The 13,075-nt window shown below is 51.1% G+C and carries 15 protein-coding genes; 8 read left to right on the top strand and 7 right to left on the bottom strand.

What is annotated here, in order from left to right:
• The first annotated feature begins 44 nt into the window (after positions 1 to 44).
• The 4 genes from tsaB to rnd all read left to right on the top strand — a co-directional run bounded on the left by tsaB (position 45) and on the right by rnd (position 4,509).
• Entirely contained in the window at positions 45 to 740 is a 696-nt protein-coding gene (gene tsaB / locus I6L54_RS11720) for a tRNA (adenosine(37)-N6)-threonylcarbamoyltransferase complex dimerization subunit type 1 TsaB (RefSeq protein ID WP_040232337.1), read from the top strand.
• Between the two features lie 94 nt (positions 741 to 834).
• Complete coding sequence (locus I6L54_RS11725; protein ID WP_005122191.1) at positions 835 to 1,419, top strand: Slp family lipoprotein; 585 nt, start codon at positions 835 to 837, stop codon at positions 1,417 to 1,419.
• Between the two features lie 204 nt (positions 1,420 to 1,623).
• Positions 1,624 to 3,309, top strand: a complete 1,686-nt coding sequence (gene fadD, locus I6L54_RS11730) for a long-chain-fatty-acid--CoA ligase FadD (RefSeq protein WP_005122193.1) — start codon at positions 1,624 to 1,626, stop codon at positions 3,307 to 3,309.
• An 84-nt stretch (positions 3,310 to 3,393) separates the two neighbouring features.
• The gene (gene rnd, locus I6L54_RS11735) at positions 3,394 to 4,509 is read left to right on the top strand and encodes a ribonuclease D (RefSeq protein ID WP_005122195.1); all 1,116 of its coding nucleotides are present in this window, start codon (positions 3,394 to 3,396) and stop codon (positions 4,507 to 4,509) included.
• A gap of 48 nt (positions 4,510 to 4,557) precedes the next feature.
• Here rnd and I6L54_RS11740 read toward each other — a convergent pair whose 3' ends face one another.
• Positions 4,558 to 5,643: a tartrate dehydrogenase gene (locus I6L54_RS11740; protein ID WP_040232334.1), complete on the bottom strand. Its 1,086-nt coding sequence runs from the start codon at positions 5,641 to 5,643 to the stop codon at positions 4,558 to 4,560.
• A 103-nt stretch (positions 5,644 to 5,746) separates the two neighbouring features.
• Between I6L54_RS11740 and I6L54_RS11745 the strand changes: the two genes are divergently transcribed.
• On the top strand, positions 5,747 to 6,664 hold the full coding sequence (locus I6L54_RS11745) for a LysR family transcriptional regulator (protein ID WP_005122199.1): 918 nt from the start codon (positions 5,747 to 5,749) through the stop codon (positions 6,662 to 6,664).
• 85 nt (positions 6,665 to 6,749) lie between these two features.
• Here the strand turns inward: I6L54_RS11745 and minE are convergent, their stop codons facing one another.
• Genes minE through minC form a run of 3 tightly spaced genes read right to left on the bottom strand, consistent with a single transcriptional unit; the run spans position 6,750 to position 8,563 of the window.
• Positions 6,750 to 7,016: a cell division topological specificity factor MinE gene (gene minE, locus I6L54_RS11750; RefSeq protein ID WP_001185666.1), complete on the bottom strand. Its 267-nt coding sequence runs from the start codon at positions 7,014 to 7,016 to the stop codon at positions 6,750 to 6,752.
• A 3-nt stretch (positions 7,017 to 7,019) separates the two neighbouring features.
• The gene (gene minD / locus I6L54_RS11755) at positions 7,020 to 7,832 is read right to left on the bottom strand and encodes a septum site-determining protein MinD (RefSeq protein ID WP_005122235.1); all 813 of its coding nucleotides are present in this window, start codon (positions 7,830 to 7,832) and stop codon (positions 7,020 to 7,022) included.
• 23 nt (positions 7,833 to 7,855) lie between these two features.
• Positions 7,856 to 8,563 carry a septum site-determining protein MinC gene (gene minC, locus I6L54_RS11760; protein WP_005122236.1) on the bottom strand — a complete coding sequence of 236 codons (708 nt, stop codon included), beginning with the start codon at positions 8,561 to 8,563 and terminating at the stop codon, positions 7,856 to 7,858.
• Positions 8,564 to 8,689: 126 nt separating this feature from the next.
• On the opposite strand from minC, the gene I6L54_RS11765 reads away from it, so the two are divergent.
• The 3 genes from I6L54_RS11765 (at position 8,690) to I6L54_RS11775 (ending at position 10,252) form a co-directional block, all read left to right on the top strand.
• Positions 8,690 to 8,983, top strand: a complete 294-nt coding sequence (locus I6L54_RS11765; protein WP_005122238.1) for a YcgL domain-containing protein — start codon at positions 8,690 to 8,692, stop codon at positions 8,981 to 8,983.
• A 69-nt stretch (positions 8,984 to 9,052) separates the two neighbouring features.
• Positions 9,053 to 9,712, top strand: coding sequence for a fumarylacetoacetate hydrolase family protein (locus I6L54_RS11770; protein ID WP_040232332.1), 660 nt, complete (start codon positions 9,053 to 9,055; stop codon positions 9,710 to 9,712).
• A gap of 93 nt (positions 9,713 to 9,805) precedes the next feature.
• A complete protein-coding gene (locus I6L54_RS11775) occupies positions 9,806 to 10,252 on the top strand; it encodes a cysteine cluster protein YcgN (RefSeq protein ID WP_005122244.1) in 447 nt (148 codons plus the stop codon).
• A gap of 29 nt (positions 10,253 to 10,281) precedes the next feature.
• Here the strand turns inward: I6L54_RS11775 and I6L54_RS11780 are convergent, their stop codons facing one another.
• The 3 genes from I6L54_RS11780 to nhaB form a co-directional block, all read right to left on the bottom strand.
• Entirely contained in the window at positions 10,282 to 10,623 is a 342-nt protein-coding gene (locus I6L54_RS11780) for a TehB family protein (protein ID WP_016153372.1), read from the bottom strand.
• Between the two features lie 109 nt (positions 10,624 to 10,732).
• Positions 10,733 to 11,263, bottom strand: a complete 531-nt coding sequence (dsbB, locus tag I6L54_RS11785; RefSeq protein WP_005122248.1) for a disulfide bond formation protein DsbB — start codon at positions 11,261 to 11,263, stop codon at positions 10,733 to 10,735.
• A gap of 141 nt (positions 11,264 to 11,404) precedes the next feature.
• Positions 11,405 to 12,949 (bottom strand): Na(+)/H(+) antiporter NhaB, encoded by a 1,545-nt coding sequence (gene nhaB, locus I6L54_RS11790; RefSeq protein WP_040232330.1) that lies wholly within the window; start codon positions 12,947 to 12,949, stop codon positions 11,405 to 11,407.
• Positions 12,950 to 13,075: the final 126 nt, after the last annotated feature.

Below are 13,075 nucleotides of genomic sequence, written 5' to 3' on the forward strand. Positions count from 1 at the left end.
TGGTAAGATGCGCGCCAAATTTATTGATCTGATCACAAACACCCATGCGAATTCTGGCTATCGATACCGCCACAGAGGCGTGCTCTGTTGCCCTGTGGAATGACGGTACTATCAAGGCTCATTTCGAGCTTTGCCCACGAGAACACACCCAACGAATTTTACCGATGGTCGAGGAAATCCTGGCCGCCGGCGATCTCACGTTAACCGACATCGACGCCCTGGCGTTTGGTCGCGGTCCCGGCAGTTTCACCGGTGTCCGTATTGGGATTGGCATTGCTCAGGGGCTGGCGTTAGGTGCGAATTTACCGATGATTGGCGTTTCCACTCTGGCGACAATGGCGCAGGGAGCCTGGCGTAAGTCGGGCGCTACCCGCGTACTGGCCGCGATCGACGCGCGAATGGGCGAAGTCTACTGGGCCGAATACCAGCGTGATGAGAACGGTAACTGGCACGGTGAAGAGACCGAAGCGGTGTTAACCCCTGAGCAGGTGCATGAGCGTTTACTGCAGTTGTCTGGCGAGTGGGTAACGGTCGGAACGGGCTGGCCTGCCTGGCCTGAACTGGGTAAAGACAGCGGTCTGACGCTCAGCGATGGTGACGTGTTGCTTCCTGCGGCTGAAGATATGCTGCCTGTCGCCACGCAAATGCTGGCTGCGGGTAAGACCGTAGCGGTCGAACACGCGGAACCGGTTTATTTACGTAACACCGTGGCGTGGAAGAAACTTCCCGGTAAAGAATGAATCTTAGTAGTACATCCCCGGTTAATTTTTATCGACGTCGGTGCACAGCATTGTGAACAGGCCGGGGCAGAAGCTAAGAAAAGGGAGTCGTAATATGGCGGTGCAAAAGCAGTTATTGAAAGGTGTGTTGGCAGGCGCATTAGCGTTAATGCTAAGCGGCTGCGTCACCATCCCGGACGCGATTAAAGGTTCGAGTCCTACGCCGCAGCAGGATCTGGTGCGGGTGATGAATGCGCCGCAGCTGTATGTCGGACAGGAAGCCCGTTTCGGCGGCAAAGTGGTGAATATTCAAAACCAGCAGGGGAAATCCCGACTGGAGATCGCCACCATGCCGCTCGATAGTGGGGCACGACCGATTCTGGGCGAAGCGTCACGCGGGCGAATTTATGCCGATGTTAACGGTTTCCTCGATCCGGTAGATTTTCGTGGTCAACTGGTCACTGTCGTCGGTTCGATTAGCGGTACAGTGGACGGAAAAATCGGCAATACCCCGTATAAATTCATGCTGATGCAGGTAACTGGCTATAAACGCTGGCATATTACTCAGCAAATTGTGATGCCGCCACAGCCAATTGACCCGTGGTTCTACGGTGCGCGTGGCTGGCCTTACGGTGGCTACGGTGGATGGGGATGGTACAATCCCGGCCCGGCACAGGTTCAGACCATAGTAACTGAGTAACTCTTTGTTTTATTAGTAAAAGAAACAGCGGCTCGTCCGCTGTTTCTGCATTAACGTGGATATAAGAAAAATAAATAGTGACGTGCTTCGCAACCTTGTCGTTGTGTAATAAACAAACTGGTACGCTGAGTTAATATTATGTTAACAGTTTGTTTATTGCCTGGGGTTGTGATGACGACGAATACGCATTTTAGAGGTGATGTATTGAAAAAGGTTTGGCTTAACCGTTATCCCGCAGGTGTTCCCGCGGAGATCAATCCTGACCGTTATCAATCCCTGGTGGAACTCTTCGAACATTCAGTAAGGCGCTATGCCGATCAGCCTGCCTTTATGAACATGGGGGAGGTGATGACCTTCCGCAAACTCGAAGAGCGCAGTCGGGCATTTGCGGCTTATTTGCAACAAGGACTTGGACTGAAAAAGGGCGATCGCGTCGCGCTGATGATGCCGAATCTGCTGCAATATCCCGTTGCACTGTTTGGGATTTTACGTGCTGGCATGATTGTGGTGAACGTTAACCCGCTGTACACGCCTCGCGAGCTGGAGCATCAGCTCAACGATAGCGGTGCGTCGGCGATCGTCATCGTCTCTAACTTTGCTCACACGCTGGAGAAAGTGGTCGATAAGACCTCGGTTCAACACGTGATCCTCACGCGTATGGGCGATCAGTTGTCGACCGCGAAAGGGACGCTGGTTAACTTCGTCGTGAAATATATCAAGCGTCTGGTGCCGAAATATCATCTGCCGGATGCCATCTCATTTCGCAGTGCGCTGCAAAACGGCTACCGCATGCAGTATGTGAAGCCGGAAGTTGTGTCTGAAGATTTGGCTTTCCTGCAGTATACCGGTGGTACCACCGGCGTGGCGAAAGGCGCGATGCTCACGCACCGCAACATGCTGGCTAACCTGGAGCAGGTTAATGCCACTTACGGACCGTTGCTGCATCCGGGTAAAGAGCTGGTGGTGACGGCGTTACCGCTGTATCACATTTTCGCGCTCACCATGAACTGCCTGCTGTTTATTGAACTGGGCGGACAAAACCTGCTGATCACTAACCCGCGTGATATTCCGGGGCTGGTGAAAGAGCTGGCAAAATACCCGTTTACCGCGATGACCGGCGTCAATACGTTGTTTAACGCGTTGCTGAATAACAAGGAGTTCCAGCAACTGGACTTCTCGTCACTGCACCTTTCCGCAGGCGGCGGGATGCCGGTTCAACAGGCGGTAGCGGAACGTTGGGTGAAGCTGACGGGTCAGTACCTGCTGGAAGGCTATGGCCTGACGGAGTGCGCTCCGCTGGTGAGTGTCAACCCGCACGATATCGACTACCATAGTGGCAGCATCGGGTTACCGGTTCCTTCCACCGAGGTCAAACTGGTGGATGATGACGACAACGAAGTGCCACCGGGAGAACCGGGCGAACTGTGCGTGAAAGGTCCGCAGGTGATGCTGGGGTACTGGCAGCGACCAGACGCCACTGATGAAATCGTCAAAGACGGCTGGCTACACACCGGCGATATTGCAGTAATGGACGACGAAGGCTTCCTGCGTATTGTCGATCGTAAGAAAGATATGATCCTGGTGTCGGGTTTTAACGTTTATCCGAACGAAATTGAAGACGTAGTCATGCAGCATCCTGGCGTTCAGGAAGTGGCTGCTGTCGGCGTACCGTCGGGCAGCAGCGGTGAGGCGGTAAAAATCTTTGTGGTGAAAAAGGATGCATCGTTAACCGATGAAGCGCTGGTTACTTTTTGCCGTCGTCATCTGACAGGCTACAAAGTTCCGAAACTGGTGGAATTCCGTGATGAATTGCCGAAATCTAACGTCGGTAAAATTTTGCGACGAGAATTACGTGACGAAGCTCGCGGCAAAGTGGACAATAAAGGCTGAGCGTTAAGACAGCCAGCAGAAAGCGCCGGATAATCCGGCGTTTTTTTTGGCGCAAACCTAAGAGAGCACGATTTGAATTATCAAATGATCACTACGGACGACGCGTTAGCCACGCTGTGCGAAGCCGTCCGTGAATTTCCGGCGATAGCCCTGGATACAGAATTTGTTCGCACGCGTACCTACTACCCGCAGTTGGGGCTGATCCAGCTGTTTGATGGCAAACACGTTGCTCTGATTGACCCGCTAGAGATCACCGACTGGTCGCCGCTGCGCGATATTTTGCGTGATACCGCCATTACCAAATTCCTGCATGCCGGCAGTGAAGACCTGGAAGTGTTTCTCAACACGTTTGGTGAACTCCCGCAACCACTTATCGATACACAGATTCTGGCCGCCTTTTGTGGGCGCCCGCTGTCGTGGGGCTTTGCTGCGATGGTGGAAGAGTTCACCGGGGTGGTGCTGGATAAAAGTGAATCACGTACCGACTGGCTGGCCAGACCGCTGACCGAGCGGCAGTGCGAATATGCGGCGGCAGATGTCTGGTATTTATTACCGATCACCACAAAGCTGATGGCAGAAACCGATGCGTCCGGCTGGTTGCCCGCTGCGCTGGACGAATGTCGTTTGATGCAACAGCGTCGTCAGGAAATTCTGGCGCCCGAAGATGCGTGGCGAGAAATTACCAATGCCTGGCAATTGCGTACCCGTCAGCTCGCCTGTTTGCAACTACTGGCCGACTGGCGGTTGCGCAAAGCGCGTGAACGTGATCTGGCGGTAAACTTCGTGGTGCGCGAAGAACATCTGTGGGCGGTTGCCCGCTATATGCCGGGAAGTCTGGGGGAACTGGATAGCCTGGGTCTCTCAGGGAGTGAAATTCGCTTCCATGGTAAGACGCTGATTTCACTGGTCGAGAAAGCGCAGGCAATGCCGGAAGAAGCCTTGCCGCAACCGTTGCTGAATCTGATGGATATGCCGGGTTATCGCAAGGCGTTCAAAGCCATTAAAGCCCTGGTGGCCGAAGTGAGTGCGGAGCAGAATCTTAGCGTGGAACTCCTTGCTTCGCGTCGTCAAATCAACCAGCTGCTCAACTGGCACTGGAAATTAAAGCCGCAGGCATGTCTGCCGGAGCTGATTTCCGGTTGGCGTGGCGAACTGATGGCAGAACGACTCAACGCGCTGCTGCAGGAATACCCACAGTAGAAAACCTAAAAACGGGAGCTGGTGCTCCCGTTTTTAATCGGACTCGCGTTAGCGACACAGTGCCTGGCGAATGGCTTCACCTACCTGTTGAGTGGTGGCATTGCCTTTCATATCCGGCGTTTTAGGGCCGTTGGCAATAACCTGTTCAATCGCTGCCAGAATGCCATCGTGGGCCGCCTGATAATTCGCATCGCCGTTGCCAAGGAAATCCAGCATCATCGCACCAGCCCAGATGGTGGCAATTGGGTTAGCAATATTCTTGCCGTAGATATCCGGGGCCGAACCGTGGACCGGTTCGAACAACGATGGGAAGGTTCGTTCCGGATTTAAGTTTGCCGAAGGTGCAATGCCAATCGTGCCAGTGCAGGCAGGCCCCAAATCGGACAGGATGTCGCCAAACAGGTTAGAGGCGACCACTACGTCAAAACGCTCCGGCTGCATCACAAAGCGGGCGCACAGAATGTCGATATGCTGTTTATCCCAACGGATCTCGGGATAGTGAGCCGCCATAGCTTCAACGCGCTCATCCCAGTAAGGCATGCTGATAGCCAGGCCATTGGATTTGGTCGCCGAGGTCAGGGTTTTACGTGGGCGGTTTTGCGCCAGCTCGAAAGCGTAACGCAATATACGATCCACGCCGCGACGGGTGAAGACCGACTCCTGAATGACCACTTCATGTTCGGTACCCTCGCTTACGCGCCCACCCAGTGATGAATACTCGCCTTCGGTGTTTTCACGCACAACGTAGAAATCAATGTCGCCGGGTTTCTTACCCGCCAATGGGCAAGGAACACCAGGAAACAGGCGTACCGGACGCAGATTGACGTATTGATCGAACTCACGACGAAACTTGAGTAACGAGCCCCATAGTGAGATGTGATCCGGTACAGTGTCTGGCCACCCGACGGCACCAAAGTAAATAGCATCGAAGGATTTCAACTGCTCATGCCAGTCATCCGGCATCATCTTGCCGTGATGCGTATAGTACTCGCAACTGGCCCATTCCATTTGTTCAACGCTAAGCGACAGGTCCCAGCGTTCGGCGGCAGCTTGTAACACATGAATGCCTTCAGGCAGGACTTCTTTACCAATGCCATCTCCGGGAATAGCGGCAATACGACAGGTTTTCTTCATAGCAGCTCTCACTTGTACGCCATCAAAATTGACTTTCCCCTTATCCTATAATTGACTGATTAATAGTTAATCCCCCTAACTGGTGAAACATAAAACACAGATCATGAATAATCTGCCGCTGTTAAATGATTTACGCGTCTTTATGCTGGTTGCCCGCCGTGCGGGTTTTGCCGCCGTTGCCGAGGAGCTAGGCGTTTCACCGGCTTTTATCAGTAAGCGAGTTGCCCTGCTGGAACAGACACTGAACGTGGTGTTGTTACACCGTACAACACGGCGTGTCACCATCACGGAAGAAGGGGAACGGATCTATGAATGGGCCCAGCGGATCCTGCAGGATGTGGATCAGATGATGGATGAGCTGTCTGATGTCCGACAGATCCCGCAGGGAATGTTACGTATTATCAGCAGCTTTGGTTTTGGTCGCCGTGTAGTGGCTCCGGCATTGTCAGCGCTGGCAAAAGAGTATCCGCAGCTGGAGTTGCGCTTTGACGTTGAGGATCGGTTAGTCGATCTGGTTAATGAAGGTGTCGATCTTGATATCCGCATCGGGGATGATATTGCACCTAATTTGATCGCACGTAAGCTGGCAACCAATTATCGAATATTGTGTGCATCACCTGAGTTTGTGGCGCAGCACGGTACACCGAAACAGCTGAACGATCTGTCCATGTTGCCCTGCCTGGTGATTAAAGAGCGCGATCATCCATTTGGCATCTGGCAAATGCGTAATAAAGAGGGCGTGCACTCGATCAAGGTGACGGGGCCGCTCTCCTCCAATCATGGCGAAGTTGTTCACCAATGGTGTGTGGATGGCCTTGGGATTGCGCTACGTTCATGGTGGGATGTCTGCGATAACATCGCCAGTGGGCATCTGGTTCATATATTGCCTGACTATTATCAACCAGCAAATATTTGGGCTGTTTATGTGTCACGTCTGGCGACGTCGGCAAAAATCCGTATTACCGTGGAGTATTTACGTCGCTATTTTGCTGAGAACTACCCGAAGTTCAGTTTGGAATAAATGTGGCGTAGCCTGGACTACGATCAAAAATAAAAAAGGCAGAATAATCTGCCTTTTTTCAACCATGACTCATTTACAAAAGACGCTATTTAGACTCTTCTGCTTCAGGTAAAGTCACGTTAAGTTCGAGGATAGAAATATCGCCGTCTTTTTGTTCAAGCTGTACGGTGACCATTTCAGGGTCAATTTGTACATACTTGCAGATAACCTCGAGAATATCTTTCCTCAGCTGCGGTAAATAATGTGGCTCGGCGTCACTACGACGACGTTCCGCAACAATAATCTGCAGTCGCTCTTTAGCGATGTTCGCTGTGCTCTTTTTCCGCGAGAGAAAAAAATCCAGTAATGCCATAACTTATCCTCCGAACAGGCGTTTGAGGAAACCTTTCTTCTCTTCTTCAATGAAGCGGAAAGGACGTTCTTCTCCCAACAGACGGTCTACGGTATCAGCATAGGCTTTACCGGCATCAGCATTGATGTCGAGAATAACCGGCTCACCCTGGTTAGACGCGCGCAGGACTGACTGATCTTCAGGAATCACGCCAACCAGCTTGATTCGCAGAATTTCCAGTACGTCTTCCATGCTGAGCATGTCACCTTTATTTACGCGGCCAGGGTTATAGCGCGTAAGCAGCAGATGCTCTTTAATCGGATCTTCGCCATTTTCAGCACGACGAGATTTCGACGCCAGAATACCCAGAATACGGTCAGAGTCACGTACAGAAGACACTTCCGGGTTGGTGGTAATAATGGCTTCGTCGGCAAAATACAGGGCCATCAGCGCACCGGTCTCAATACCTGCCGGGGAGTCGCAGACGATGAAGTCAAAATCCATCGCTTTCAGATCGTCCAGAACTTTCGCGACGCCTTCACGGGTCAGCGCGTCTTTATCACGAGTCTGTGAGGCCGGAAGAATAAAGAGATTTTCGGTACGTTTATCTTTGATCAACGCCTGATTTAACGACGCATCGCCCTGAATAACGTTGACGAAGTCATAAACGACGCGACGTTCACAACCCATAATCAAATCAAGGTTACGCAGGCCGATATCAAAATCAATAACGACAGTTTTCTTTCCCTTCTGGGCCAAACCTGTAGCGATGGCCGCGCTGGAGGTGGTTTTGCCAACGCCCCCTTTACCCGAAGTAACAACAATAATGCGTGCCATAGAAATTCCTTGTTAAAAAGGGATCAATTCAACGGTTGAACTGTCAAAGCGTTCTCTGCCAATTGCAGACGTGCCGCTTTGCCATAAAATTCTGCTGGGATTTTATCACTCAGCCAATAAACACCTGCGATAGACACCAGTTCTGCCGTCAGGTGGGTACAGAAAATTTGCGCTTCCCGATCGCCGCTTGCGCCCGCCAGAGCACGGCCTCTCATCATGCCATAAACGTGAATATTGCCATCAGCGATAAGCTCTGCGCCCGCACTGACGTGACTTGTAACAATCAGATCACATTGTGGAGCATAAATACGCTGACCGGAACGAACCGGTACATTTATTAATCGTGTTTTTGTGATGGGATTAACGTTTTGTGGCGGTGCTGCTGGTGCCGGAGCTTCAACAGGTGCGGAACGAATGGCTTTTTCTTTACCTTCTGTCAGTAAAGGAAAACCCATTTCGTCGATTTCTGCCTTAAGTTTTGCATCTTTGCATCCGCTAACACCAATAATGCGCAGACCGGTGGACGTGATAACTTTTTGCAGCGCCGACCAGTTTACCGGGCTTTCAAGGCCACTCACGTTGATCACTACGGGAGCATGTTTTAAAAATGCAGGTGCCTGCGCGATTTTGTCTTCCAACGCCTGACGAATAACCTCGGGTTCTGCTTCATGTAAGTGAACCACTGATAAGGTGAAGCTACTGCCTTTAAGCTCGATTGGCGTGTTTGACATCCTGGCCTTACTCAATTTGCTATTTATCATCCCCAGTGCCGGGTGATATTCCGAAGACTATAAGGCATGTTATAGTCAGTATTATATTGAGGCAAGCCACCATTCCGTGAATTCAGAGTAAAAGATATGTTTTGTGTGATCTACCGAAGCAGCAAACGTGACCAGACCTATTTATATGTCGAAAAAAAAGACGATTTCTCGCGTGTTCCTGAAGAACTGATGAAAGGGTTTGGTCAGCCAAAGCTGGCTATGATTTTACCGCTTGATGGTCGTAAAAAACTGGTTAATGCCGATCTTGAAAAAGTAAAACAGGCACTAACCGAGCAGGGCTATTATTTACAAATACCACCGCCGCCTGAAGATTTACTCAAACAGCATTTATCTGCGGTAAAAGAAAATACACCAGACGCTAAACGTTAAACTGCATCCGGCAGCAGCATGTCTCATCGATGCAGTACCTGAAATCTATGACTACGTTAGGGGAAAGTAATGTATCAACATCACAACTGGCATGGTGCTCTGCTGGATTATCCGGTGAGCAAAGTGGTTTGCGTAGGTAGCAATTATGCAAACCATATTAAAGAGATGGGGGGAACAACGCCGGAAGAGCCGGTGTTATTTATTAAGCCTGAAACTGCGCTGTGTGATTTGCGTCAACCGCTGGTCATTCCGGCGGATATGGGGTCCGTTCATCACGAAGTTGAACTGGCCGTGCTGATCGGGGCGACTCTGCGCCAGGCGACAGAAGAGCATGTGCGCAAAGCCATCGCGGGCTATGGCGTCGCGTTGGATCTGACCCTGCGTGATATTCAGGGCAAAATGAAGAAAGCGGGGCAGCCGTGGGAAAAAGCGAAGGGTTTTGACAACTCTTGCCCGCTGTCTGGGTTTATTCCGGTAGCGGAATTTAACGGTGATCCGCAGGATACTCAGCTCGGTTTAACGGTGAATGGCGAAGTACGCCAGCAGGGCACTACGGCGGATATGATCCACCATATTGTTCCATTGATTGCTTACATGAGCCGATTCTTCACGCTTAAAGCTGGTGATGTGGTACTGACTGGGACGCCAGCTGGCGTTGGGCCGTTACACAGCGGTGATGAGCTGGCTATCAGTTTCCATGGTCAGACGCTAGCCACCCGGGTGCTGTAATCTCTGCTTGCCGCCTGTTTCGGGCGGCAAAACTTGCATCAACGTGCCAGACTGGTTATAAGGTGCAGCTTTAGTGAAATAGCGGATACCCTGATGAGCGACATACCTTTCTGGCAAAGTAAAACCCTTGATGAAATGACTGATGCCGAGTGGGAGTCATTATGTGATGGGTGCGGCCAATGCTGTCTGCATAAGCTGATGGATGAAGACACTGACGAAATCTACTTTACCAATGTTGCCTGTAAGCAGCTCAATATCAAAACCTGCCAGTGCCGTAATTATGAACGTCGATTCGAATACGAGCCCGATTGCATCAAACTAACACGTGATAACCTGCCAACCTTTGAATGGTTGCCGATGACCTGCGCCTATCGTTTGTTAGCGGAAGGGAAAGGATTACCGGACTGGCACCCTTTGCTGACGGGTTCAAAGGCGGCGATGCACGGTGAGCGTATTTCAGTACGCCATATCGCGGTGAAAGAATCAGAAGTGCGTGACTGGCAGGACCATATTCTGAACAAACCTTCATGGGCGGACTAAGCCGCCCATCGATTAACAGGCGTTAAGGATTAAGACTTTTTCGCCTGATACATCTCATCACTATGGTTGTCATCTTCAACCCAGAAATTAATGTTGAACTGCGCATCGTCGCTTAATTCAACACGATGCCAGTACTGCGGTGGGCTGGTCGCGAACTGTCCGGCATTAATGACCACTTTTACTTCAGGTTCTTTTGCGTCTTCATTGGCAAAGCCGTAATACGTTACAGTGCCTTCCATCACGCAGAGTTGTCCAAAAACGCCGGCTGCTGTGTTGTGGTGAGAAAGCAGGGCGGCCGGGACATTGTCTTTCGTAAAGAAGGGAGTAGAGCGTTTAACTTTCCAGTTTGCCGGGATGCGTAAATGGGACATAAGACATCTCCTTTGTGTGGCACCTATAAGATGTATTTAATATACATTTTATAGGTGCCAGCAAGCAATGACATTATGGCAAAAAAAACGCTCCCGAAGGAGCGTTCTGTTAGCGACCGAAGAGGTCACGTTTTTTCGGTTTAAAGGGCTGGGCAATCAGCACCAACACTGCAACGACCAGATATGCGGCAAAAATCCCCAACAGCCACTGCGGCATCTCCAGGGTTAAAAATGACCACTGACGTTCAGCGCAGTCACCGGATGCCATAAATACCTGCGGCAGCCATTTATCCAGCGGTAACCAACTCGGGAAGCGCGCGGCAAAATCACAGGTCATGAACGGTGAAGGGTGAAGCTGAATCATCGTGTGTTCATACGCTAACTGAAGCCCGCGCCAGGCGCTGTAAATCCAGATAAGCATTGCCACATAACGCAGTGGCGTTTTTGGGGCAATTGCGCCCACCAGACCAGCACCCATCACGCCAAATAATGCACTACGTTCGTAAATACACAACACGCAGGGTTTAAGCAGCATGACATGCTGGAACCACAAGGCAACAAGTTCCAACGCCAGGGCGGTTAGCGCCAGCAATAACCATGCTCCACGCCCACGGGAGCACTGGTTTAAAAATCGCAACATAATAATTTCCCTGCAACATGCGTAGAGACCGCAGTTTAAACCAATTCAATTTATGCGCCACTAGCGGCAATTGAAATATTGTGTAATCGGATAATTATCATGCAAAAAGTCAAACCGGGCAGTGATTTACCCGGTTTATTGTTATGAAAGTGTAGCTAACCAGCCTGTTTGCGTCATCCATTCGGTCACTGGGACCAGCGTGAACTCTACGCAAAGCAGACCGACGAGCGTCAGGACGATCGTATACGGCAATGCCATCCACACCATACGGCCGTAGGAGAGGCGAATCAGTGGTGCCAGTGCAGAGGTAAGCAGGAATAAGAATGCCGCCTGACCATTTGGCGTAGCCACGGAAGGCAGGTTGGTTCCGGTATTAATCGCCACTGCTAACAGTTCATATTGATTCAGGCTAATCGTCCCGTGCTCCAGCGCCGCTTTCGCTTCGTTGATGTAAATTGTGCCAACAAAGACGTTGTCTGAAATCGACGACAGCAGGCCGTTGAAAAGATAAAACAGGGTCAGCTGTGCATGTTCAGAAGACTGCAAAACAAACTGAATAATCGGCGCAAAGAGCTGCTGATCGATAATCACCGCAACTACGGAGAAAAATACGGTAAGCAGCGCGGTGAAGGGCAGCGACTCGGTGAAGGCTTTACCAATAGCGTGTTCGTCAGTGACACCGGTTAACGAAGTAGCCAGAATAATCACCGACAGGCCAATTAATCCGACTTCTGCCAGATGCAGCGCGAGGGCAACCACCAGCCATACGCCGATAACCGATTGAATAATCAGCTTAATTTTATCCTGGCGGGTACGTTGTTGACGACTTTCATCGTCAAACTGTTGCAGAACGCCACGGACAGCTTCCGGCAATGTTTCACCGTAGCCAAACCAACGTAACTTTTCGACCAGCAGGCAGGTGAGCAGACCGCAAATCAACACCGGGACGGTGACCGGCGACATGCGCAGGAAAAAATCACCAAAATGCCAGCCAGCCGCTTTGGCGATAATCAGGTTCTGCGGTTCGCCAACCATGGTCATCACACCGCCTAACGCTGTGCCGACTCCCGCATGCATCATCAGGCTGCGCAGAAAACCGCGGAACTGCTCCAGTACGGCTTTATTGTGCTGGTCGATATGGCTGTCATCCAGCAAATTGTTATCTCCCGGGCGGGAAGAGGCGACGCGATGGTAGATACCGTAAAAACCGACCGCCACGCTGATCACGACCGCGACCACGGTCAATGCGTCGAGGAACGCTGAAAGGAAGGCAGCGGCAACACAAAAGGCCAGCGACAGCAGCATCTTGGAGCGAATACTGAGCAGCAGTCGGGTAAAAATAAACAGCAGCAGTTGCTTCATAAAGTAGATGCCCGCCACCATGAACATCAGCAGCAAGAGCACTTCAAGGTTGGCGGCCACTTCTTCACGAACATGAGTGGCGCTGGTCATGCCGATGACGACAGCTTCGATGGCTAACAGCCCGCCCGGCAACAGTGGATAACACTTAAGCGCCATTGCCAGCGTAAAAATGAATTCGGCCACCAGCAACCAACCCGCGATAAAGGGATTGATGAAAAAAATAAGCGGGTTAATGATTAAGAAGACGAGCAGTGCAAGTTTATACCAGTCTGGCGACTGACCTAAAAAATTGCGCCACATAGCGCGGCTCCATGATAGCTCCATGGCAGTTTCCCTTACCTGTAAAAATGAAATCATGTTTTTATGTTTGACCGCAAAGCTTAGCGGCACGAGGGAACGCAGGCAAGCTCTTCACGTGGCTTATCGTACCGGCTGCGTATCAGCGTTATC

The sequence above is a fragment of the Citrobacter pasteurii genome (assembly GCF_019047765.1).
In the GTDB taxonomy this organism is placed as follows: Bacteria; Pseudomonadota; Gammaproteobacteria; order Enterobacterales; family Enterobacteriaceae; genus Citrobacter; species Citrobacter pasteurii.

Excerpts from the sequence above, each read along its gene's own strand:
- tsaB (WP_040232337.1), top strand. The coding sequence starts at position 45 with ATGCGAATTCTGGCTATCGATACCGCCACAGAGGCGTGCTCTGTTGCC.
- I6L54_RS11725 (WP_005122191.1), top strand. The coding sequence starts at position 835 with ATGGCGGTGCAAAAGCAGTTATTGAAAGGTGTGTTGGCAGGCGCATTA.
- rnd (WP_005122195.1), top strand. The coding sequence starts at position 3,394 with ATGATCACTACGGACGACGCGTTAGCCACGCTGTGCGAAGCCGTCCGT.
- I6L54_RS11740 (WP_040232334.1), bottom strand. The coding sequence starts at position 5,643 with ATGAAGAAAACCTGTCGTATTGCCGCTATTCCCGGAGATGGCATTGGT.
- I6L54_RS11745 (WP_005122199.1), top strand. The coding sequence starts at position 5,747 with ATGAATAATCTGCCGCTGTTAAATGATTTACGCGTCTTTATGCTGGTT.
- minE (WP_001185666.1), bottom strand. The coding sequence starts at position 7,016 with ATGGCATTACTGGATTTTTTTCTCTCGCGGAAAAAGAGCACAGCGAAC.
- minD (WP_005122235.1), bottom strand. The coding sequence starts at position 7,832 with ATGGCACGCATTATTGTTGTTACTTCGGGTAAAGGGGGCGTTGGCAAA.
- minC (WP_005122236.1), bottom strand. The coding sequence starts at position 8,563 with ATGTCAAACACGCCAATCGAGCTTAAAGGCAGTAGCTTCACCTTATCA.
- I6L54_RS11765 (WP_005122238.1), top strand. The coding sequence starts at position 8,690 with ATGTTTTGTGTGATCTACCGAAGCAGCAAACGTGACCAGACCTATTTA.
- I6L54_RS11770 (WP_040232332.1), top strand. The coding sequence starts at position 9,053 with ATGTATCAACATCACAACTGGCATGGTGCTCTGCTGGATTATCCGGTG.
- I6L54_RS11775 (WP_005122244.1), top strand. The coding sequence starts at position 9,806 with ATGAGCGACATACCTTTCTGGCAAAGTAAAACCCTTGATGAAATGACT.
- I6L54_RS11780 (WP_016153372.1), bottom strand. The coding sequence starts at position 10,623 with ATGTCCCATTTACGCATCCCGGCAAACTGGAAAGTTAAACGCTCTACT.
- dsbB (WP_005122248.1), bottom strand. The coding sequence starts at position 11,263 with ATGTTGCGATTTTTAAACCAGTGCTCCCGTGGGCGTGGAGCATGGTTA.
- nhaB (WP_040232330.1), bottom strand. The coding sequence starts at position 12,949 with ATGGAGCTATCATGGAGCCGCGCTATGTGGCGCAATTTTTTAGGTCAG.